General features: G+C 55.1%; 14 protein-coding genes. 7 read left to right on the top strand and 7 right to left on the bottom strand.

The features are described 5' to 3' along the window. Positions 1–32: 32 nt before the first annotated feature. Positions 33–1592, top strand: a complete 1560-nt coding sequence (locus tag EKL30_RS12815) for a phospholipase D family protein (RefSeq protein ID WP_199748559.1) — start codon at positions 33–35, stop codon at positions 1590–1592. Here EKL30_RS12815 and EKL30_RS12810 read toward each other — a convergent pair. Beyond that, on the bottom strand, positions 1589–10111 hold the full coding sequence (locus EKL30_RS12810; RefSeq protein WP_126707608.1) for a GH36-type glycosyl hydrolase domain-containing protein: 8523 nt from the start codon (positions 10109–10111) through the stop codon (positions 1589–1591). The genes EKL30_RS12815 and EKL30_RS12810 overlap by 4 nt on opposite strands. A gap of 490 nt (positions 10112–10601) precedes the next feature. On the opposite strand from EKL30_RS12810, the gene EKL30_RS12805 reads away from it, so the two are divergent. Then, on the top strand, positions 10602–11150 hold the full coding sequence (locus EKL30_RS12805) for a hypothetical protein (RefSeq protein WP_126707607.1): 549 nt from the start codon (positions 10602–10604) through the stop codon (positions 11148–11150). 65 nt (positions 11151–11215) lie between these two features. Beyond that, on the top strand, positions 11216–12928 hold the full coding sequence (ycaO, locus tag EKL30_RS12800; protein WP_126707606.1) for a 30S ribosomal protein S12 methylthiotransferase accessory factor YcaO: 1713 nt from the start codon (positions 11216–11218) through the stop codon (positions 12926–12928). Positions 12929–12992: 64 nt separating this feature from the next. Here ycaO and EKL30_RS12795 read toward each other — a convergent pair whose 3' ends face one another. Beyond that, positions 12993–14162 (bottom strand): aminotransferase class V-fold PLP-dependent enzyme, encoded by a 1170-nt coding sequence (locus EKL30_RS12795; protein WP_126707605.1) that lies wholly within the window; start codon positions 14160–14162, stop codon positions 12993–12995. Between the two features lie 657 nt (positions 14163–14819). On the opposite strand from EKL30_RS12795, the gene EKL30_RS12790 reads away from it, so the two are divergent. After that, the gene (locus EKL30_RS12790; RefSeq protein ID WP_126707604.1) at positions 14820–15200 is read left to right on the top strand and encodes a DUF4168 domain-containing protein; all 381 of its coding nucleotides are present in this window, start codon (positions 14820–14822) and stop codon (positions 15198–15200) included. Between the two features lie 67 nt (positions 15201–15267). Here the strand turns inward: EKL30_RS12790 and EKL30_RS19365 are convergent, their stop codons facing one another. Continuing rightward, positions 15268–17346, bottom strand: coding sequence for a methyl-accepting chemotaxis protein (locus tag EKL30_RS19365; protein WP_199748558.1), 2079 nt, complete (start codon positions 17344–17346; stop codon positions 15268–15270). 165 nt (positions 17347–17511) lie between these two features. On the opposite strand from EKL30_RS19365, the gene EKL30_RS12780 reads away from it, so the two are divergent. Next, positions 17512–17883, top strand: a complete 372-nt coding sequence (locus EKL30_RS12780) for a hypothetical protein (protein WP_126707603.1) — start codon at positions 17512–17514, stop codon at positions 17881–17883. A 69-nt stretch (positions 17884–17952) separates the two neighbouring features. Here EKL30_RS12780 and EKL30_RS12775 read toward each other — a convergent pair whose 3' ends face one another. After that, complete coding sequence (locus EKL30_RS12775) at positions 17953–19389, bottom strand: YdgA family protein (RefSeq protein WP_126707602.1); 1437 nt, start codon at positions 19387–19389, stop codon at positions 17953–17955. Between the two features lie 134 nt (positions 19390–19523). Between EKL30_RS12775 and EKL30_RS12770 the strand changes: the two genes are divergently transcribed. Then, a complete protein-coding gene (locus tag EKL30_RS12770) occupies positions 19524–20144 on the top strand; it encodes a 2-hydroxychromene-2-carboxylate isomerase (RefSeq protein ID WP_126707601.1) in 621 nt (206 codons plus the stop codon). Here the strand turns inward: EKL30_RS12770 and maiA are convergent. From maiA to EKL30_RS12755, 3 genes are read right to left on the bottom strand one after another with little or no spacing between them, the layout of a single operon-like run. Continuing rightward, on the bottom strand, positions 20132–20779 hold the full coding sequence (gene maiA, locus EKL30_RS12765) for a maleylacetoacetate isomerase (RefSeq protein ID WP_126707600.1): 648 nt from the start codon (positions 20777–20779) through the stop codon (positions 20132–20134). The two genes, EKL30_RS12770 and maiA, sit on opposite strands and share 13 nt — an antisense overlap. Then, positions 20779–21747 (bottom strand): 4-hydroxy-3-methylbut-2-enyl diphosphate reductase, encoded by a 969-nt coding sequence (gene ispH, locus EKL30_RS12760; RefSeq protein WP_126707599.1) that lies wholly within the window; start codon positions 21745–21747, stop codon positions 20779–20781. The genes maiA and ispH overlap by 1 nt, the downstream gene beginning before the upstream one ends. After that, positions 21747–22223: a peptidylprolyl isomerase gene (locus EKL30_RS12755; RefSeq protein ID WP_233583070.1), complete on the bottom strand. Its 477-nt coding sequence runs from the start codon at positions 22221–22223 to the stop codon at positions 21747–21749. The genes ispH and EKL30_RS12755 overlap by 1 nt, the downstream gene beginning before the upstream one ends. A 103-nt stretch (positions 22224–22326) precedes the next feature. Here EKL30_RS12755 and EKL30_RS12750 point away from each other — a divergent pair, with 103 nt between their 5' ends. Continuing rightward, positions 22327–23226 carry a LysR family transcriptional regulator gene (locus tag EKL30_RS12750; protein WP_126707598.1) on the top strand — a complete coding sequence of 300 codons (900 nt, stop codon included), beginning with the start codon at positions 22327–22329 and terminating at the stop codon, positions 23224–23226. The last annotated feature ends 32 nt before the right edge of the window (positions 23227–23258 follow it).

The raw sequence follows: 23258 nt of genomic DNA, 5'->3' as shown, positions 1-23258 counted from the left end.
CTTGGGCACGGACGACTAACAAGAGGCCGGCAATGCGCGCACCGATTAGCACCGCCACGTGTATTTTATTTGTTTGCCTGTGCTCCATGCTAACAAGTGGATGCACCACCTTGCCGTCGCTCGAGCATCGAACGATCTCGCGGGCGCTCCCCCTTGATGAGTCCAAAGACACCACACTGGGCAAGTCAATTTCGCACATGGCCGCCGCGCATACAGGAAAGTCGGGCATTCATGCCTTAAGTGACCCCCAGGACGCCTTCGCAGCAAGGGTCTTGATCGCGCGAGCAGCCGAGCGCACGTTAGACGTCCAATACTACATTTGGCACAAAGACTTGACCGGTACGCTTTTGTTTGAAGCGCTGCACGCCGCTGCCAACCGAGGCGTGCGCGTACGGTTATTGCTGGACGACAATAGCACTGCGGGGCTCGATCCAACGTTGTCTGGGCTTGATCTTCATCCAAATATTGAAGTACGACTGTTTAATCCCTTTGTTATACGTGCGCCACGCTGGATAGGTTATCTCACCGATTTTTCGCGTCTGAATCGCCGCATGCACAATAAATCATTTACGGCGGACAACCAGATAACCATCATAGGCGGGCGCAATGTCGGCGACGAGTACTTCGGCGCCACCGATGGAATTCTTTTTGCCGATCTCGATGTCGTAGCGCTTGGTCCGGTCGTCAAAGACGTATCCGATGATTTCGACCGGTACTGGAATAGTCAGTCATCCTATCCGGTGAGTTTGCTGTTGCCTGCGGTTAATGCGGAACAACTCGTAAAACTAAGATCTGAAGCAGGTACGCTCGAGCAAAGTCCCAGCGCGGCCGCGTATATCAATGCAATGCGCAAATCCACCCTGATTCGTCAATTGCTGACAGCAACCATCGAGTTGGAATGGGCACCCACACATATGGTCAGCGATGACCCGCGCAAGGGCCTCGGTCAGGTGCCCAACTCTCAACTGCTAACACATGACCTGGACAGAATAATTGGCAAGCCCAGATCCGTAGTAGAGCTGGTGTCGCCCTATTTTGTGCCCACCGAGACCGGTGTCGCCGGTTTCGTTGCCATGGCCAACCGCGGCGTCAAGATACAAGTCCTGACCAATTCGCTCGATGCGACGGATGTAGCGGCAGTCCATGCCGGCTACGCAAAACGACGAAAACCACTGCTCGAAGCAGGCGTCAAGCTATACGAAATGAAGCGTCTATCCCCTGAATCGCGCCGCAACAGAAGCGCGGGTCCATTCGGAAGTTCGGGCTCCAGCCTGCATGCAAAAACGTTTTCGGTGGACGGATCGCGCATTTTCGTGGGCTCCTTCAATTTTGATCCGCGTTCGGCCAAATTGAATACCGAGCTTGGGTTCGTGATCGACAGCCCTGAAATGGCACGTCACATCAGTGCAGCCTTCTCGGACCGCATTCCCGACATCGCCTATGAAGTCAAACTTTCGGACACGGGGAATTTATACTGGCTAGAGAATCAAGAGGGGAAACAAATCCGCTACGACTCAGAACCTCATGCCAGCTTGTGGCGGCGCGCCAGCGTCGGTTTTCTGTCCTTCCTACCCATTGACTGGCTGCTTTAGATCGATATCGAAAGTCTATGCGAGCCATCGCTTATCAGGACTCGCACCTTGCCATTGGCACAACCAATTTCCATTCCGTCCAAAACCGCGCTTGGATGGAGTCGTCGAGCGTTCTCGACACGTATATCGTACGAGGCAGAGCCAAATTTGACTTCAGCGTCATATGCCGGCCATGCGACAGGAAGGCATGGTGCGATGACAAGAAACCCGCCCTCGCGACGTATTCCCAGAATACCTTCAACACCTGCGCGATACATCCACGCCGCTGATCCGGTGTACCAGGTCCATCCGCCGCGTCCCACATGCGGCGCGGTTGAGTAAACATCTGCCGCGACGACGTATGGTTCCACCTTGTAGCGCTCGACTTCGTCCGGGCTGCGCGCATGATTGATAGGATTCAACAATTTGAATAAGTCGAATGCTTTATCGCCCATGCCGAGCTTGGTCCAGGCCAGAATGGCCCACATGGCAGCATGGCTATATTGGCCACCATTTTCCCTGAGTCCGGGGGGATAGGCCTTGATGTAGCCTGGATCCCGTTCCGACTTATCGAAAGGCGGGGTAAACAGCAACGCGATTTGTTGATCATGCCGAACCAACTGCTGTTCAAGCGCTGCCATTGCGGCGGCGGCCCGTTCCGGATCGGCAGCACCCGACAATACTGCCCATGACTGAGCAATAGAATCGATTCGACATTCCTGGTTATGCTTTGAGCCCAGCCAACTACCGTCATCGAAAATGGCACGGCGGTACCACTCCCCATCCCACGCCTTGCTCTCAAGGGACTCTTTTAGCTTGACCGCATGCTCTTGCCAGCGCATCGAACGATGGGCGTCTCGCTCTTTCGCCAGGGGCAAGAATAAATCGATTGTGCGCCATAACAGCCACCCTAACCATACGCTTTCACCCTTCCCCCCTTCTCCGACCCTATTCATGCCATCGTTCCAGTCGCCCGTGCCCATCAGCGGCAGCCCGCGTTCGCCGGTCAAGGCAAGGCATTGATCCAGACCGCGCGCGCAATGCTCAAACAAAGACCCCGACTCATCGGCCACCATAGGCTGGAAGAAGGCATCATGCTCGCCAGTCTTCAATATTTGCCCTTCAAGAAAAGGCACATTCTCATCCAAAACCGCGAGATCGCCGGTCCTCGCAATATAAGTAGCTGTGGCATAGGCAAGCCACACACGATCATCGGAAATGTGTGTGCGCACGCCCTGCCCCGAATGCGGCAACCACCAGTGCTGAACATCCCCTTCTACAAACTGCCGCCCCGCCGCGCGTAGAAGATGCGCCCTTACTGTTTGCGGTTGAGCGAAGGTGAGCGCCATGCCGTCTTGAAGCTGGTCGCGAAAACCATAAGCGCCGCTAGCCTGGTAAAAAGCGGAACGCGCCCATATCCGGCAGGCAAGGGTCTGATAGAGCAGCCAGCCATTCAAGAGAATGTCCGTAGCTCTGTCAGGTGTTTTGACCTGGACCGCACCCAGCACTGAATCCCAGTGTGCAGCGATCTCCATAAAAACGCTGTCTAAATCACGTTGGCGATAGCGGGTAATCAACTCGCGAGTTGCCTCTAAAGACCGGCACTGCCCAAGAAACCACACCACTTCCACCGTCTCTCCGGGCTCAATATTCACAACGGTTTGCAACGCTGCGCAGGGATCCATTCCGGCACCCGTCGCACCGGACAACGAATCACGCCTCAATAAGGCTTTCGGTTCGGCAAGCGTCCGATTATGTCCAATAAATTCGGTACGGTCTGCTGTCCATGTTGTCTGCCGGCCGGCCAGATCAGCAAACGCCACGAGGCCCGGAAAAGCAGTGCTCCACGGATTTCGCGCCAGCATGGCGCCTGTGTCAGTGTCGATCGAACTGACAACAAAGGGGCCCGATGCACCCCTGAACGTGCCGAGTACCCATTCCGCATAGCATGTGATCGTCAAGCTACGCGATTTTCCCGAGGCGTTGCGCAGGGAGAGGCGGGAAATTTTTATTGGGTCGGAGAGCGGTACGTATTGCAGCAGTTGGGCAGCGATACCATCGACCTCGTGCTCGAAACGGCTATAACCACGGCCGTGACGGGCGATATAAGAGCCCTTGTCTCGAATTGGATGCGCGGTCGGTGTCCAGAGCTGTCGGGTAGTCTCATCAAGAATATAAATCACCTCGCCCGAGCGATCCTCTACCGGATCGTTCGACCAGGGAGTAAGCTGGTTCTCGCGGCTATTCAGCGCCCAGGTGTAAGCGCTGCCCTCAGTGGCAACCTGGAACCCAAAGTCGGGGTTGGCAATGACATTGATCCATGGCGCTGGCGTGCAGTCGCCGTCATTCAAGATGGTTACATATTCATGCCCCCCCTTATCAAACCCTCCAAGGCCGTTGAAGAACTCCAGACCACTGGGCGTCGGCAACAAGGACACAACGTTTACCGCTTTTAGCCGACTGACGGTCTCGGATTGCACGGAGAATTTCGGAATACGGGCAAGCTGTTCGGCGATCGGCCCGCGATGAGCCAGCAAAGCAATTCTCGCCACCGACTGCAGCAAGTTGCGACTCTCGACGGTCATTAGATCTGCCCGTAAGGCAAAGACAGCACCCTGCGCAAGCTCTCCCCCGAAGCGGGGTCGCGACCGGCTGCTTCGAACCGCCGTCTCGATGGCGTTCTGCAGGTCTTGCACGTAAGATGAAGCACGCTCATTGACAATAACAAGGTCGACAGCTAGCCGCTTCATGCGCCAGTATTCATGTGCGCGCAACAGTTGCCGCACGCGGCCAATGTCTTGGATGTCGTTGATGCGCAACAGAACGATAGGTAAATCACCAGAAATTGCATAAGGCCAGAGTCCGGACTGTGGGCCTGCGCCACGCCTGATTGCCTCAGACGAAGCTCTGTAACGGGGATCCGCATACAGAATGGGTGCTGCCATGCGCTGGAAATCTGCCGCTTCATCTGCGTCCATATCCAGGTGTCTAAGCTGGACCTGAGCTTGGGTCCAGGCCAGTGTCTTTGCCCGTTCGAAAGCGCTCCGATCGTGATGCTTGTCGATCATGTCCATGAGCTCAGCTTCAGATGACGCCACTACGGTCCAGAATGCAATCCGCGCCACTTTGCCAGGGGCGATCAGCAGGCGATATCGAAGCGCAAAAATTGGGTCCAGAACCGTACCGGTCGTACCCGAAAGAGGTTGGTCATCTTCCATTGCGCCGGCCGCCGCAACCGACCGACCCCGACCGATGAAGCTTGCCCGATCAGATTCGTATTGCGGCTCGCCTACGGCCTCGCCTTCGACAACAGCAAAATGCGCCGCCCACAGTTCAGGCTCATCGGGCGATCGCCTGCGCCTCGTGGCCACAAGCGACGCAAATTCTTCAAGATGACTGGTCGTAACAAACATCTTCGCGAACACAGGATGTGCCATGTCGGCAGATGCGGCCGTCAAGACGATTTCCGCATACGAAGTGACTTCGATTTCTCGTGGCCGATGACCGCTATTAGTCAGTGACACCCGTCGAACCTCGCCATCGTCTTCGCCGGACACCAGGACATCCATTGTCGTGGTCAAGTTGCCGTCACGCCGAATAAACTGGGCGTAGTCTTCGGCAAAGATGACTTCCTCATGATCCATTTCCGCCGCCAGGGGCTGCAAGCCCGCGGACCACACCTTGCCGTTGCGCATATCCCGCAAGAATATGAATGAGCCGCATCCGTCGCAGGTGGCATCCTCACGCCAGCGCGTTACCGCAATATCTCGCCAACGGCTTGCGCCCCCACCCGAGGTGGTCAGCATCACTGTATATCGCCCGTTCGACAACAAGTGGGTTATCGGAGCGCCAGTTGGGGCGCCAAGATGGCGGCGCACGGTTGCCGCATTATTTACCACCGTCCCCGCGGCCACACGAACTTCCTCTGCTCGTGGATGGGTCACGATAACATCGCGCGGCATGCGCTCTTGAAGAAGCGATTCGCACGCCTGAATCATTGGTTCCCGATGGAAGCGGGTACGCATCCGGCCTTCAAGCAAGGTATTCGCAATGGCAACAATTGTCATGCCCTGATGGTGGGACATGTAATTGCGCACGATGGCTACGTCCTTATTCTCGGGAAGCCGGGAAGGCGTGTAATCGAGCGCCTCGTAAAAGCCATAGCGACCGCGCGCGCCTATCCTGGAAAGGTGTCTGTAGTTCTCGCTGGCGCCTGCGGCATCAACCATTGCCGCCAGTCCTGTGGCATAGGGTGCCACCACCACATCCTCTGCAAGGCCACGTTTAAGGCCCAGTCCCGGCACGCCAAAATTAGAATACTGCAACGTGAATTCCATATCGCGTGCGTTATAGGCCGACTCTGAAATGCCCCACGGGATATTCAGTGATTTACCGTAGGCTTGCTGATGTGCAACCACTAAACGATTAGTCTGTTCAAGCAGGCTGCCATAGGGTGCACGCATGACGAGCGACGGCATCAAATACTCAAACATCGAACCGGACCATGACACCAGGGCTGCGCCGTTATCCAGCGGCGTCGCCATACGGCCAAGACGCATCCAGTGACGTGTCGCGACATCGCCCTTCGCTATGGCAAACAGACTGGCAAGTCTGGCTTCTGAGGCGAGTAGATCGTAGCAATTAGGATCAAGCGTATTGTCATCATGGCGATATCCTATGGATAACAGCTTCCTGTCGTGGTTAAGAAGGAAGCCAAAGTCCATGATAAGCGCCATTTCACGCGCCGTATCAGCGAGGGACTGAAGTCGGGCCGGCAGCGTATTATCCGGATTTTCAATCATAAGTCTGTCGCGACCGTACTCGGCAATCGATGCGCTGAGCGCTTCAAACCAGAAAAGCGTATTAGCGGAATCTTCGTTTTCCGTTGCCGGCAGCACATCCATGAGTGCCTTGAGCGCCTTTTCAGCCGGTCTCTTCAGCGTAGGAAACACGACTTGATCGGCTTGTACGCTGTCCAATTTGACTTCGATCTCGTCAAGCAGAGCATTGATCTGTCGTCCGTGCTCGCCGCTTGCCGCGGGCAATGTGGCAACTGTCCGCCGCGCCAGTTGAAGGTTATCCCGAACACCGGGCCTCGGATTAATCAGAAGAGCGCTATTGATCCACTCTTCGCATGCGTTGGCAATCACGATCAGGTGGCCTGCAAGGTTGCCGCTATCAACGGACGAGACATAAGCGGGTTCAAGCGGTCGCAAGTCTTCTGTATCGTACCAATTGAAATAATGCCCCTTGAATCGCGCCAGCTTCTGCATCGTCAATATCGTAGCTTCAAGACGCTCAACGGTCTGGACTGCGCCTGCCCATCCGAAATCCCTAGCCGCAATGGCTGACATCAGGTATAGGCTGATATTCGTGGGCGATGTTCGATGAGCGAGAACGGGCCGGGGTTCCTCCTGGAAATTATCAGGAGGCAGCATGTTATCCGCCGGCGTGACGAAGGTCTCGAAAAATCGCCAGGTCTGACGTGCCATCAGGCGCAACCGCCTGACATCCGAGCCCGATATTTCTTTTTCTCGCAGTTCCAGCTGCGGCTGACTCGCCCATAACGCAAACCACGGCGCACTAGCCCATAAGAGAATAAACGGCAAGGCCAACGGCCCTGAGGCTGGGACAAAGATAACCGCTGACAGCGTCAATACCAAAGCGAGCAAGGTGCTCCCCGCCATCTCTTTATAGAATCCCCACAGGTCCAGTAAGGGCCCCCCGGAAGACTGGGCCGCGGTTGTCCATTCAAGCAGGTTACGGCGAGTGATGAATAGGCGTATCAATGTCCTGATGATGGCATCGCACATGCGCCACGCATGATCGGCGAGGAACACAAGGGCAAGGAGCGTCTGTATGGCGGCGAGACGAAAATCACTTGCCAACACTAGCATATGACTTCGCAGACCGATTCCCTTGCGCCGTGGCACTATAGAAAAAAGCGCGGGCAGGAATATCGTCACACTAATGCAGGCAAGAATAAGCAGAGTGCCCCATGCACTCGCAGGCATGGGCAAGCACCAGCTGCAAACCAGCGCAACCATTGAGGCTGGTGCCATCAATGAACGACGCAAATTATCGAGCATTTTGCCGCGTCCGACGGAAGGTATGGTCGCACCGCCCTTACGATAGTCGAACAACCACGGAACAAGCTGCCAATCGCCGCGCGTCCATCGGTGCTGGCGCTTAACCGCGACATCGTAGCGCGATGGCGCTTCTTCGATGACCTCGACATCCGAGACCAGCCCAGCGCGAGCGAACACGCCTTCGAACAAATCGTGGCTAAGCAATGCATTTTCGGGAATGCGCCCGGTCAACGCCGCTTCGAAAGCATCCACATCATATATTCCCTTGCCAGTGTAGGAACCTTCCCCAAACAGATCCTGATAAACATCGGAAATGGCCGCCGCGTAAGGGTCAATGCCGGCCGGGCTTGAGATAACCCTTTGGTAGATGGAGCCTTCGCGCCCTATAGGAAGTGCTGGGGTAACGCGGGGCTGCAAAATGGCATACCCTTTAACAACCCTCTGTTGAGCAGCGTCGATTAAGGGCCTATTCAAAGGATGCGCCATCTTGCCGACCAATCGCAGGACAACGTCACGCGGTAGTCGCGTATCGGCGTCCAACGTAATCACGTAGCGCACATCGGCCGGGACCACGATGGAAGGCTGTCCCACCGGTATAAAGGTGGTGTCAGTGGCTCCGCGCAGCAGTCGGTTTAGCTCGTGAAGCTTGCCCCTTTTGCGTTCCCATCCCATCCATTTATTCTCGCTCGGATTAAAAATCCGGCGACGATAAAGCAAAACGAAGCGGTCACCGGCGGGTCCTAGACCGTAGCGGCTGTTTAACTCTTTAAACGCGTCTACCGCCACTGCCAGAAGCTGCTCTTCGCCCGGAACGACTTCCCGGTCTGCATCGATGCCGTCAAGCAATAGGGCAAAAGACAGGTCGCCGCCTGCGTCCCCCAAATAGTGCACTTCGAGCCGCTCTATTTGCTCCAGAAGATCGCCGCGACTGCTAAGCAGTGTGGGTATCACAACGAGCGTTCTTAACGTGTGCGGGACGCCGCCCTTCAGTTCGAGTCCCGGCAATATAACGGCGTCGAAGGTCCACGACACGGCCCGATTCAAGAGTGCTGTTGCAAGCTCGCTTGCCGGAAAAAAAGCGGCGAGCAAGAATACAGCTAGCCAGCCGATCGCCATACCTGGAATCCAAAGGACCGAAAGGGCTGCCCCGAGAAACGCCGCCGTAAGCAATAAGATAATACTTACGTAGCCACGAATCCCCAGCCGTACATTCAAGCGACTCAGACGTAGCCGCAGCGGCGGCTTAAAGCCAATTTCCCGTTCCAGGTCGGGGCGCCCCTCTGCAATAAGATAATAGCCAGGATCGCCGACGCGCTGGGCGCGCAATTCGTCACTGGTTTGTGCCCGAGCCATGCGTGCTGCATCCAATGCACGGTCGACAACCTCCAGTTCCGACAAAGATGAGCCGCGTGCCAGTTTCTCTACAGCATTGCGATATAGATTGCGAGTGGGAAAATCCATCCGCGCAAAAGAACTCGCTTCGCGAAGACGTTCATCGACATGGCTAACCTTTTCGACCAGCTCCGTCCAGTCAATATCGGATATCAGCCGCATGCTCGTGATGATATTTCGCACGCTCACATTTGATGCCCCCTGCCGCTGCTGGAAATCCAGCACCACATCATCGATCGACGTATTTTGTGCAGTCAACCTTTCTTCCAGCCACACGAGAGCTGGCGTCGTTCGGGGATCGAGGTCTCTGAGGCGTTTCGCCAAATGAGCAGCAAACGAGTCAGGCAACGGGGTGGCGGCCCAAGGTGCGGTCTTGGTTTCCAGAACAAACTGAACATTCTTTGAGTCGAGAAGTCGAGCCACCAGAAGTTCGGCATCAGCCAGCGCTTTCTGCCCGTCGCTGATCTGGTCGGCCAGGCGCCGCAGATTTTCGATAAGGACGATACGCAGCGTAATCGCCACCGCCCATAACTCACCGATCGCCAATGGTTGTATCCGCTGATAAGACGCAATGAACCGCCGCAATGTGTCGGGATCAAAGTTGCTGTCAGTATGAGCGACGAAAGCCCAAGCAAGGCCGAATACCCTAGGGTACCCCGCGAATGGCCCGCCCGCCAATTTCGGCAATTGACGGTAAAAGCCAGGAGGCAGGTCTTCCCTGATTTCGCGAACATGCTGCTCGACCAGATGATAGTTATCTAGCAGCCACTCGGCAGCAGGAACAATGCTGCGGCCACTCTCGAGCTCTCTCGCACTGCCTCGGTACACGGTCAGTAGTACGGCGGCATTCTCGTTTAGCCGTTTCTGCAGCGACGAAACATGCGGCGGCGAGCCCGTAATGGATTGGGCGGCGGCCAGACTTTGCGCATGCTGTTCCAGCCGCTCAATGCCAAAGAGTTCCGCCCTTACCGGAGCACGGTCATGCCATGGCCCCATTCTGGCCCGGCTACGTGATAAGTACTGAAAGAACCTGTCCTTAAGCGGAATCTCCGACAGCATTATTCACGCCCCTCACAGGAAAGTACAACGGTCTTGCTTCAGAAAAACGATCTTGGCAATCGCTGGTCGTCCGAACATCAGACCGCCTTGCCCAAAAAGTCAGCATACGCCGCTATCCACAAAACACAATGAGGGTTGGCAAAACGACGGATTCCACCGTGGCATAAATGCCAAGACGGGCCAACGCTAAAGCAGTTCATATTCTTGGTTGCTGCACCGCTATAAAGCAATCGCTATACCCAATTAGGACGTATCCGAGGCACTCGTCCATACGCAATGGGCACCATGAAGAACGATAGCGGGGTGCACAGGATGGCCAGAACTGTCGCTTTTATTGAACAAGCAGGCCTGCTAACCCTCTTTAAGTGGCTCTGCGACCCAGTGTGTTACAGAATAGTTAGTGTGCATTATTTCCGACGACGCGGGTTTTCCCTTAACAAAGCGTAAAATATGACCCCGGATTTAGTTAACAGTATTGGAAGCACCCATCTTGAACACGAAAAGAAGCAAACGCTGGAATGGCAATCTAGACTCGCTGAGCGCCGATTTCCTGAAAGACGTCATTGAAAAAATGGAATCATACGGACCTAACGTGCAGTTCGAAATGCCGGGCAACGCCCAGCGCCCGAACTACCAGGTGATCAACAAGGCCGGCAAGAAAATGGCCTTCGACAAAAAAAATCTATTGATGAGCCTGAATTCCGACGGCAATGTCAGCGACACCTTATCCGCCGTTTTCAGCCTTGAAGCGGTCAAAACCGTCATGAAAGGCGGCGGCGCCAAAACCGCCGCTCGCGCACGTGTTAGCCGTCCTAGTACCGGCGCAGCCAGTGTCAGTGGCGGCAGCACTCGCAGCAGCTATACCGCACCTGCACCGGTCGTTGATACCGTAGAGCATGAAAAATATGCGTACTTCAAGGCAAATCGTGAAACCTTGCCTGAAGGCATTCAAAAGTACTCTGCCGTCATTAGCGACTTGATGCGAACCGGCAAGTCGGCCGAGGCCGCTTTCGAGGAGATCATTGCACTGCATTTTTAGCTTTCTGTGCAGGCAACTCACCACTGTCTGCATTTCGTCTTATTGCCCCCACCGAGATCTCCCGCATGCTCATCGAAAGCTTTATTCCCGGCAAAGACGCCTCCCTCGAATCGACGATAGAAACCATGCGGGAGAAGCTGGCAGCACGCGGATTCCGCCTCAAGGAATCCTCTTTGTTGCACGAGGTGGACGGCATTTGGTCCACCCATATGAAAGACAGCGATTGCCCCATGCTGTTTTCCAACGGCAAAGGCGCCACCGAATTGGCGGCGCGAGCCAGCGCTTACGGCGAGTTTTTCGAGCGCCTGGGCACTCACTATTTCTGGACCCATTTTTATCTGGGCGAGACGCGTGCCAACCGTCCGTTTGTGCACTACCCTCAGGAGCGATGGTTTCCCCACGCTCAAGATGGCAGCTGGCCAGCAGAAATGCTTAATTCGGACCTGCATGCGTTCTACAACCCCGAAGGCGAGATCGATAGCCAAGTGCTGGTAGACCTGAATTCCGGCAACGTGGGTCGCGGCATTTGCGCCCTGCCCTACACCCGGCTGCGCGATGGCACCCAGGCTTTTATCCCGGTAAATATCATCGGCAATCTGTATGTCAGCAATGGCATGGCAGCGGGCAATACCTTGATGGAAGCACGCACGCAGGCCTTGTCCGAGATTTTTGAACGCAGTATCAAATACCGCATTATCAGTCAGGGCATGTGCCTGCCGGAAGTACCAGACGAGGTCATTGCACGCTATCCGAATATTGCCGCTGGCATCGCTGGACTGCGCAAAGCGGGCTTTGGCATTCTGGTCAAGGACGCATCGTTGGGTGGACGGTACCCGGTCATGAACGTAACACTGTTGCATCCCAAGGATCAGGGCGTATTTTCCAGCTACGGAGCGCACCCTCGATTCGAAATTGCGCTCGAGCGCGCCATGACCGAACTGCTGCAAGGACGGGCGCTCGACTCACTGGAAGGCTTCCCAGAGCCGGGCTTCGACATGAGCGAGATCAATTCAGTCTCGAACCTGGAAATTCACTTCGTCGATTCCAGCGGCGTTATCAGCTGGAACTTCCTGAGCGGCACGCCGGACTTCGCTTTCACGGAATGGAACTTCAGCAACACCACAGAAGAAGACTACAACTGGTTGGTCAATTGCATTCATGGTGAAGGCAAGGAAATTTATGTTTCAGACTTTAGCGAACAGGGTGCATACAGTTGTCGCATCCTGGTTCCCGGAATGTCTGAAATTTATCCTGTGGAAGATCTGGAATGGGAAAACAATAGTGTCGGCAATGCCATACGTCCCGCTCTCATGCGCTTGCCAGATCTAGGCGAAGCCGAAGCCGCCGCGCTACTGGCCGAGCTGCAGACCATGAACGTTAATAACGAGCGCCCGTTGTGGGAGATCCTGGGTCTAGCCATTCCATTGGGCACGCCTTGGAAACAGCTGCGTATCGGCGAACTGAAAACATTGCTGGCGCTGGCGGTGGGCGACGAGGAAGCAATACGCGAGGGCTGCGACTGGATCCATCACTTTAACGATCTGGATCCCTCACGCCGACTGGTGTATCGATGCATCGAAAGCCTGATGAATACCGACAAACCGCAACACTACGAGCGTTCGATGACGTTGCTGTATGGCGCTGATACGGTACGTCAAGCTCGAGCATTAATAGATCGCAGCGAGCGTTTCTTTGGCCTTGATACATTGGGCACTGACATGCAGGGCAGCGCCATGCACCAGACTTTGCTTGCCGCGTACGATAAATTGTTCGCGTGATCTTGAGCGACGATCCGGGCTTGCCACGCCCGGATTCGTTGCACCAAGGCGGGACGCCTTGAATCTATAACGCCCGAAAAAAATCCAGCGTTTTATCGATCTCTTCCTGGGTGTTGAAATAATGTGGCGACGCGCGGATCAGGGCGGGCAGATGGCGTCGCTCAGCATCCAGCCGTGTGCTGGACGGTGGCGTAGTGCCAATCACAATCCGCGCCTCTCCGGCAAGCGTCACGATTTCTTCCGCGGGCCTGGCTCCCACCGTAAAGCTGACGATGGCAGAGGGGTTCCTTCCTAGATCGTAAACTTGCACCCCAGGTAGTTCAGCAAGGCCGTCACGCAATCGATTCGCGAGTGCAGAACACCGAATTGCGATGTTCCCCATGCCTATGTTCAATGCATAATCCATGGCAGCGATCAGTCCTGCGCGCGCCACATAGTTTGATTCCCATGTTTCATAACGACGGGCATCGTCGCGCAGTTCAAAGCGGTCGCGATCCACCCAGAGAGCCGAAAAATGATCAATGGTATGGGGTTCAAGCCGCGAAATAAAGCCTTTGCGAACATACAGAAATCCCGTACCGCGAGGACCACGCAGGAACTTGCGCCCGGTAGCCGACAGCATATCGCAACCCAAGGTTTGCACGTCGACGGGCAACTGCCCCACCGCCTGGCACGCGTCCAACAGATACGCAATGCCATGATCGCGGGCTAGGCGTCCTACCTCGGCGGCCGGATTGGTTAACCCGCCATTGGTGGGGATCCATGTAAGCGAAATCAGTCGAACGCGCGGCGTAATCATGCGGCGCAAGGCGTCCAGATCTATTTCTCCTGCCTCATCGCTAGGTACGACTTGGATCTCGATACCCAAACGCCGGCGTAGTTGAAGCAAGGCTACATAGTTTGCGCCATACTCGGCTTCGCTGGTTAGCACGATGTCGCCGGCCTCGAATGGCATCGAGTAGAACGCCATCTGCCACGCTGCCGTAGCGCTTTCCATGAACGCGATCTCGTCCGGGCGGGCGCCAATCAGTGCAGCGGCTGAATCGTATCCTGAAGCAATGCGCTGCTCTTCACTTTCATAGGCTTTGTAGCCTCCCATCCTTTCCTCGAGGTCGAGATAAGCTTGCATCGCCTTGATGACTGGCTGCGGCATCAACGAGGAACCCGCACTCATCAGAAAAATTTGATCGTCAGCAGACGGTGTATCGGCACGAATACGAGCGATATCCAGCATCGAATTCTTCCTTTTCAAATCAAATACTGGGCGATAATTCTTGCACTGCAGGCCGGATTAACGAAACGATTCTTGGCAAGCGGAACAATACGGATAGACGGCACCTGGGTAGCAAGGGACGCTTCTGCGAATATATGGCGCTCCTGCGCTTTCCATAGAAAACGGGCGCCGAAGCGCCCTGACTGGGTACCGATACGGAAACAGCCTGCTTACTTCTTTTTAGCGTCCGAACCCTGCGATCCACCCTTACCGGCCGTCGAGCCAAATGGCGATGCAGGCACCGCTGGTTTTGGGGGTTGCTTGGGCTTTTTTGCTTCTTTGTTTCCGCGTAATTGACCTTTTGCCATGGTAATACTCCTTGAACGACTGATTTGTATGCCATATGGCCCCATTAGCATACGCGGAATTGACAGACCGTGGGTAAATGGAGATACCTATTATAGATAGCGGCGCCCTATACCGGTGTTGCGAGCGGAATTCAGTGCCGCAAGCTGACTCGAAAGTCATCCGTTTTGATTCGAAAAATGCGAGCGGTCACATTGGACCGATGCGTTACTCACCGTTTCTCTTCGATAAGAATCTCTACCGGCTTCCCCTTGAACTCTACTTAATTGCTGTCATGATAGAGCGTCATTCACTGCAGTTGAAGGAGATTGCATGCAAAAATGGATTACCACCACCCTGTCCGCCAGCCTGATCGCAATTGGGCTTTCTAGCGGCGCCGCCATGGCGCAACAGTCTGCCACGGGCGCTGGCAAGGCCGCTATAACCGCAGCGGCACCCAACTTTACCGACGCGCAGCTTCAAAAATTCGTAGCTGCCTCGCAGAAAGTCGCGGTGATTTCGGAAGAGTTTAGACCCAAGGTTATGGCGTCTAATGATGAATCCGCCAGGAACAAGGTGTTGGAACAAGCCGACGAGAAAATGGTCAGGGCCGTTCACGACGAGGGCATGACCGTTGACCAATTCAACGGCATGAATCAGGCATTGCAACAAAACCCTGAGTTGGTACAACGCGTTCAAAAAATGGTCAAGTAGCTGCGGCCGAGCAGGGTTGGCCGGCTAGGCGAGGTCGGCTAGAGCGGCCATGGTTCCGACATAGAGATCAAACGAACTGCACGGCTAGCGGCTGGTTCAAGCCACGGCTGGGCAGTTCCCTATGACGGAAACCGTCCTCCATCTCGATAATTGAATCGGGTGAAATCTTGAAAACAGCCACCGAGTCTGCCAGGTATTTCGCTTGATCCTGCAGCGAGCCTGCCGCAGTCGCGGCTTGCTCAACCAGTGCCGCATTTTGTTGTGTAACTTCGTCCATCTGCGAGACTGCACGGTTGACCTGTTCGATGCCAGCAGACTGCTCTTCCGACGCAGCTGCGATTTCCTGCATGATTTTGGTCACCCGCTGCACCGATATCAATAGCTCGTGCATCGTCTCGCCTGCAGCTTCAACCTGCCTGCCCCCGGCGTTGACCTCGGTGAGGGAATCTTCGATAAGGTTCTTGATTTCTTTAGCTGCTTCAGCACTGCGCTGAGCCAGTGAACGCACCTCAGAAGCCACAACAGCAAAACCACGTCCCTGCTCGCCGGCACGGGCTGCCTCGACTGCCGCGTTCAAAGCCAGAATATTGGTCTGGAATGCAATGCTGTCGATAACTCCTACAATTTCGCTGATCCTTCCTGAGCTCGTGGAAATACGCTGCATAGTCTGCACGACACCGGATACCGCCGCGCCGCCGCGCTCGGCTACTGTGGAAGCGTCATTTGCCAGGCTGTTGGCCTGGCGCGCATGATCGGTATTCTGTTTTACGGTTGCCGCCAATTGGTCCATGCTTGCTGCCGTCTCTTGCAGCGACGCAGCCTGTTGCTCGGTGCGGCTGGACAAATCCATGTTACCAGCGGCGATTTCGCTGGCTCCGACATTAATTTCGTCCACCCCTGCACGAACGCTAGCGATCGTACGTTCGAGGCTACGTCGTGTTTTCCTGAGATTGTCCAATAGAGCATGCACTTCATTTTTGCTATCGGACGGCACGTCGGGTATGTGCGCCGTCAGGTCACCCTGGCCCAGCCGCTCCATACCGCTGATAACCTGCCCGACAGGACGCAAGGTGCGCGAGGCCAGCCATCCTACCAGCAGTGAAATCAGCAGAGTGCCCACCAGCATCAAGGCAAGCTGGGTAAGCAGGTGATCGTAGCTTTCCTGTAAAAAGTCGCTCTGATTGCCGATTCCGTACATCAGCCAATTCCAGTTTTTTACTGCCTGCCAGGCGATAAATTTTGAAGTGGCCGCATCACCTAAATTAACCTGCGAGGCTCCACTAGCTTGCTGGTACAACAAGGAAAGCGCTTCGATGTCTCGGGCTGACATTGAGGCGCTTAAGCGTTCGCCGGCTTTGCCGTCGGCGCCGGCAATTCGTATCCAGTCTTTACCGTCGGCAGACCTTTGTAGTATGCCCAAGGAGCCGTGGCCGGAGACAACCGCAGTGGAAATCCACTGCAGCAAGGCATCGACCTGAGCGTGGACATCCAAACGCACGGACAGTCCACCATATACCGTTCCCGCGGCATCCTTCAAGGGCTGGATGCTCATCGCAAACCACGTACCGTTACGCTGCACGAGGCCGCTGTAGGGTTCCCCGTGATCGAGAGTTTGTGCCAGCAAGTCGGTGGGTTCGACCGTACTGCCCAGCCGTATATTGCCCTGCGCATCACGCAGCAAGGTAGCGACGCGTACCCATTTATTTCCAGAACGAACGATAACTGCCGCATCCGCACCCGTATTTTCATTTATACGTAGCAAGGTGTCCATGTCGCCATTGATGATGCGATCGCCGACGACCAGCAAAGGGACTTCGCCACCCTCAGTGGTATCGGTCACGCCGCCGTCCAGCACCGGGATCCCGCCCAGCTCGCGCTCCATCACGGGAATCAGCTCTTTGGCCCGAGCACTGGCGCTGCTAAATACCAGCTGTAGCGATTGATCCACCCCTGTCAGGGCGGAGGTCATTTCACGGTGTACGGTCTGTATGGCAGCGGCCCGGCTTTGCCACGCCATGATACCGGTCACGGCGACCATTACTGCTACGGTCACGATCGACGTCGCCAAGAATAGCCTTACCGCTAGTGACCGCCTCGCCAACCAACTGTTCTCCCGACCAGCATTATGTGTTCTCGTGTTATTCACGACCGTCTCCTTGATGGCTCTTGCATGAAAGCGCATTTCTCGTATATGGATTAACGGCTGTCTTATTTCCCTCTTTACCTCTTTCGACCTAGGGGATTTCCCCCGTTTGGCCTGCGTTCGAGCAGGAGTAGTCTGCTAGGTGCGTTACCCATTTAGGAGCCGACAATGAAGAAGATACTGGCAGTATTGACATTCGCGCTGATGGCCGGAACCAGCGCGATGGCGGCAGATGTACCCATCAAGAAAAGCGGCAATATCCTGGTAGATCAGTCCGGAATGACTCTATATACATTTGACAAGGATGCGGCGAATAGCGGAAAAAGCGCATGCACGGGGGGCTGTGCCGAAAACTGGCTGCCTGTTACGGCGGCAGCAGGGGCTAGCCCTCAGGGAAAGTTCACGATTATTACCCGAGACGACGGTACGAAGCAGTGGGCCCACGACGGCAAACCGCTGTATCGGTATAAATCGGATGCAAAGCCCGGCGACCGTACAGGCGATAATTTTCGCAATGTATGGCACGTGGTGAAAGAGTAACTTTTATCCAGAAGATAAGGCAGTATGTAGCGCGTGGTCCAGGATTGCCCTGGACCACATTTTTATGGTTTACATCAGTACGCTCATGGCACGCTGCATGAACTCGGATACCGGCATAAGCTGGCCGTTTACCTCGACGCTATCTTTCTCGTATAAGATCTTAGCGGCTGCTGCGTCTCCATCAACCTTAACCAGTCCCGCATCACGGAAACGGGCGACGTATTGATCATAAATAAGGGCGCCAAGCATTTCCATTTGCTGCTTCTGCTGGGTGTCGCCCTGGGCCTGCGCAAAAGCCTGCAGAAACATGGGTCTGGACACTGAGAAGTCCAACTTGACTCGTTTCAGAATTTCGGCCAGCAGCACATCTGTCGGTTGGGATTGGGTGTTGGCGGGGCTGACAAAATCGATTTGCAACAGCGCCCTGCTTTCGCCCTTGTCGTTTTTCCAGACCAGCGGATCAATCGACAGACTCGGGTTTGATGCCAGGACCGCCATGCCCCTTTTGTGCAGCTGCGCCTCTTCCTCGGCGGTTAGTATCAATTCCTCGTCTACAGCACCACCATGTTTCGCCTGAATGGCATCGTATTCGGTCGCAAGGGCAGCCAATGCTGCAACGTCCAGCTGCCGTGTCTTGCCTCCTACCGATACACTGCCAAGGTCTATGTTGCCCACCATCAAGCGGCCGAAATCATAGCGTAGCGAGCCATCAAGCAATTTATCTTTTTGATGGCTATCAAGGTTGATGGACAGTTTCTCGATCGTGACGGCCCCTTCGGTGGCGTCGCCGATCGTCAGTGCATCGACGGTTGCGGTGCTTTGGGTCGTGACTTCGTTATTGCTGCCGGTGGTTTGGCTATTGCCCTTGATATTTTTCAGCGCAAGATTCTGCCCGCGCTCTGGGTTGATCAGGGACAATGCGTCAAACTGGCCGGAGGCTGTATTGTCGTTGAAATCATTGCTGAAATTTACATTGATCGCACCGCCACTGAAACTCAGTTTTTCGTTTCCTTCCACCAGTTCGGTCGGCGCGAACGTCCAGACTGAACTACCCGAACCGCCAAAGCCGACTTCCGTTTCCACGATCAACGGCGACTCGCCTTGCTGGCTATCAAACCATTTCTGGCTGGCTGGCGAAGCGAGCAACTGGGCACGGCTATATGCCAGCATGGGCCTGAAATCGCCGGAACGCAAAGCGGCCAAAGGAAATGGACCGTGTTGCAAGCGATCTTGCAGCTTAAGATCGATGGGCTTGTCGTCCTCGTCTTTCATGTGAACGGTATAGGTCACGTCAGACGAGAAAAAATGGCGCTGATAGTTGGTGATTTCTACTTTTAAGCCACTGCCGCTAAGGTCTGGACCCAACAGTTTCACCAGACGCCCATTGGCCTGCGTGACAACGCGCTCTATCGTTGTTTGAGCCTCTTTACCCACATACCAAGTGGTTCCCAGGTACGCGACACCCAGAATCACTACTGCACCGATTACGCCTGAACTTTTTTTCATTGTCTTCCCGTTGTAGAGACCTGCCAAATAGCACGCACAGACGAGAATTATCGCTGAGATTGCACGAATGCCAAAACCTGCATACCATGCAGCGAAAGTGTCCTGCACCCATTACAGCGAGGCGGTAATAAAACATGACTGATCATATGGATTTCTATTTCGATTTTTCCTCGCCGTATGGCTACTTCGCGAGCACGAAAATCGAAGCCCTTGCCGCCGAATTCAATCGCAAAGTGAAATGGAAACCCATTTTATTGGGCCCCATGTTCAAGGCTGCAGGGTCTGCCCCGCTTACGGAAGTTCCACTTAAGGGCGACTATTCTCGACACGACTTCCAGCGTACGGCAGACCTGTTCGATATCCCGTACCAGCAACCTGATCCATTTCCTATCGGAACCGTACACGCGGCACGGGCGCTGCTGTATATGCTGCAAATCGACGAGCGCCTCGCGGTTAAATTTGCCCACCGAACTTTCCGCGCTTATTTTGTCGAACAGAAAAATATTGGCGAGGCAGGCATCGTGCTGGAACTGGCCGAGCAAACCGGAATCGATACCGCTGAACTGGCGGCGGGCATGGTTCGCGAAGACATTAAAGCCTTGCTCAAAGCAGAAGTCGACGCCGCCATGGCCCGCGGCGTCTTTGGGTCGCCATTCATTTTTGTAGACGACGAACCCTTCTGGGGATTCGACCGCTTCGACTACATCCGAAAATGGCTAAGAAAAACCGCGAAATTATCCGATCAACCTTCGTAATCGGGTTGGCTGGCGGGTGCCGCCTGCTGGAAGGCATCCAGTTCGGCGCAGGCAGCATCAATGCGCACTATGATCGGCATCGCATCCAGGCTGCAGTTCATTCGGCGTGCATTGGCGACCTGGGGCACCAGGCATAAATCCGCAAAAGTGGGTTGATCGCCATGGCAGTACCGGCCGGTGGCGGGGTGATGACCCAACATGGCTTCAAGTGCGGCCATGCCGTCTTCGACCCAATGTCGGTACCATGCATTCTTGGCGTCTTCGTCGACACCCAGTTCGTGTTTCAGGTATTTCAGGACGCGAAGATTATTCAATGGATGAATGTCGCATGCAATGAACTGTGCAATCGCCCGTACTCGCGCACGCTCTTTTGCATCCGCGGGCAGCAAAGCCGGCTCCGGATGGGTTTCTTCGAGGTACTCGAGAATCGCCATTGACTGGCCTACAGACCAATCCTCGTCAGCGAGGGTCGGTACCAAGCCAGTAGGATTCAAATCACGATAATCGCTTGACAGCTGCTGTCCACCATCTTTAAGCAAGTGGACAGGTATGGTCTCGTAAGCGATACCTTTAAGGTTCAAGGCGATTCGAACCCGGTAGGCCGCCGAGCTACGAAAGTAACTATACAATTTCATCAGGATTCCTTTACTTTACGGGAGAGTTCCTTAGGCAAAGGAAAGGACACATTCTCGGGCGTCCCGGCCAAGGTACGCACCGAGGCCGCACCAAGTTCCTTCAGGCGCACGATAACCTGATTCACCAACACTTCCGGCGCAGAAGCGCCTGCAGTCACACCAACCCGCCGAGTGGTCGCCAGCCAAGCCGGGTCTATCATTTCCGGCCCGTCGATCAAGTATGCAGCAGCCCCCTTGCGCTCTGCCACTTCGCGCAACCGGTTGGAGTTGGAACTATTTGGACTGCCCACCACCAATACCAAGTCGCAGTCCGGCGCCATGATTTTCACTGCGTCCTGTCGGTTCTGGGTTGCGTAGCAAATATCGCTTTTCTTGGGCTCGATAATCGACGGAAAACGGGTGCGCAATGCCTGCGCCACTGTCGCGGCGTCATCGACCGATAATGTGGTCTGCGTGACAAACGCAAGATTCTCGGGGTCATTAACCTGCAGCGCTGCAACATCGTCAGCCGTTTCGACCAGGTACATCCCGCCATCCGCCTGACCCAGGGTGCCTTCGACCTCGGGATGGCCGGGGTGGCCGATCATGATGATTTCGCGTCCCGCGGCCCTCATTTTGGCGACCTCGATGTGCACCTTCGTAACAAGGGGGCAGGTAGCATCGAATACCTTGAGGCCCATTTGCTCGGCTTCGGTCCGAACTGACTTGGCGACGCCATGCGCCGAAAACACAACGATGGATCCCGGCGGCGCTTCGTCAAGCTCGTCGATAAAGATCGCACCTTTCTGTTTTAGGTCTTGAACCACATAACGATTATGGACAATTTCGTGACGCACATAAATGGGCGCACCATGCAGTTCGATGGCACGCTCGACGATATCGATGGCGCGATCAACGCCCGCGCAAAACCCTCGTGGTTGCGCAAGCACAACCTCGAGATCGGGTTGAGCTGGACTATGGTCTGACATTACAGGACTCCTAACAAGGACACTTCAATACGCAGGTCGGCTCCAGCCAGAGGATGATTGAAATCAAACAGGGCCGTGGCGTCATCCAATTCTTTTAGGATCCCGGAATAGCGCCCACCGTTAGGAGCGGAAAATTCCACCATATCACCCGGTACGAACTGCGATTCGGGGTCGGCATTGGCCGCCATCATGGCCCGTGTAACCCGCTGCAAGAGGTCAGGATTGCGGTCGCCATAGGCCTGCGACGCAGGCAAATCGAAGGCGAAACGTTCACCCTCGTGGCGACCCAGAAGAGCGTTCTCCATGCCGGGAGCCCACTGGCCCATGCCCATTTGCAGCGTGGCCGGCCGGCCATCAAAGGTATTGGCGAATACCGACCCCGCGGCGGGGCCAGTCACTAAATCGATCCGATAGTGCAAAGTCAGGTAAGAGTCGGGACGGACAGAAGCTTTCGCCGCGTCGGAGGTAGAGGTCAAATCTTTCACCGTAGATAATCGTTGCTGTTCCCGCTATTTTAGAGCGTCTTAGGCATGCCTGCTCTAATAGGCACGATTACGTTCTCTTTTTGAGTCAGTCCCTATGTTAAATACTGCCCTTATCTACTTTCTGGAAGTCGTGAATGCAGGCTCGTTAACCGTGGCCGCGCAAAAGCTGCATGTCGCGCCGTCGGCAATAAGCCGCATGGTTCAGAAACTTGAAGATGAATATCAAACAAGACTGTTTGATCGACACGCACGGGGAATGGTGCTGACCGAATCAGGCGAACTGCTCGCTGCCTACGCACGTCGGGCTCATCTGGAGTCGGAAAGGGCTCACAGCGAAATTCGCGACTTACGCCATGTGGGACAAAGGCTGATCAAGCTATCGGCCAATCAGGCATTCGGGCGCGAACTGCTTCCCCGCGTCATGGGCGAGTTTCGCAAAACAGAGCCTACGGTGCAGTTCGAGCTAGCCATCTTGCAGTCTGCAGAGATCAATGCAAGAGTTCGAAAAGGCCAGGACGACATCGGCTTGAGCTATAACCTTTCGCCGCCTGAGGGCGTGCATGTGCAGTATGCGCGGCGCATACCGGCTTATGCCGTCATGGCGGCGAATCATCCACTCGCCGACCGCAAACTGCTGTCCCTGAATGAAATCGTCCCCTGGCCGGTAGCGCTCATGGGCCCGGGCAGCACTATCCGTTTCATCATAGATTTGTGTTGCATGCATGAAAAGATCTCGCTGGACATTGCACTTACCAGTAACAATCAAGGCGCAATCCAGAATTTCTGCCGGGACTGGGGTGCCATCAGCTTTGCCAGCCATCTGACGGTGCTCGCATCGACCGAACGCGGCGAACTGGTTGCCATTCCGCTTTCGAATGGTGAACTGCATCAGCGGAACTTGCACATCCAAACGCTGCAGCGGCGCGAACTGCCATCAAGCGCTGCACGTTTCATGCAATTACTGATTCGCCATATCGACAACTTCTACGCGTAGCACGGCGTATCGCCATTATTCCGCAGAAAAAA

The organism is Candidimonas sp. SYP-B2681 (assembly GCF_003971065.1).
Classification (GTDB): Bacteria; Pseudomonadota; Gammaproteobacteria; order Burkholderiales; family Burkholderiaceae_B; genus Pollutimonas.
Note: the sequence above shows the minus strand (reverse complement) of the source record. Positions and strands in the feature narration are given on the sequence as shown.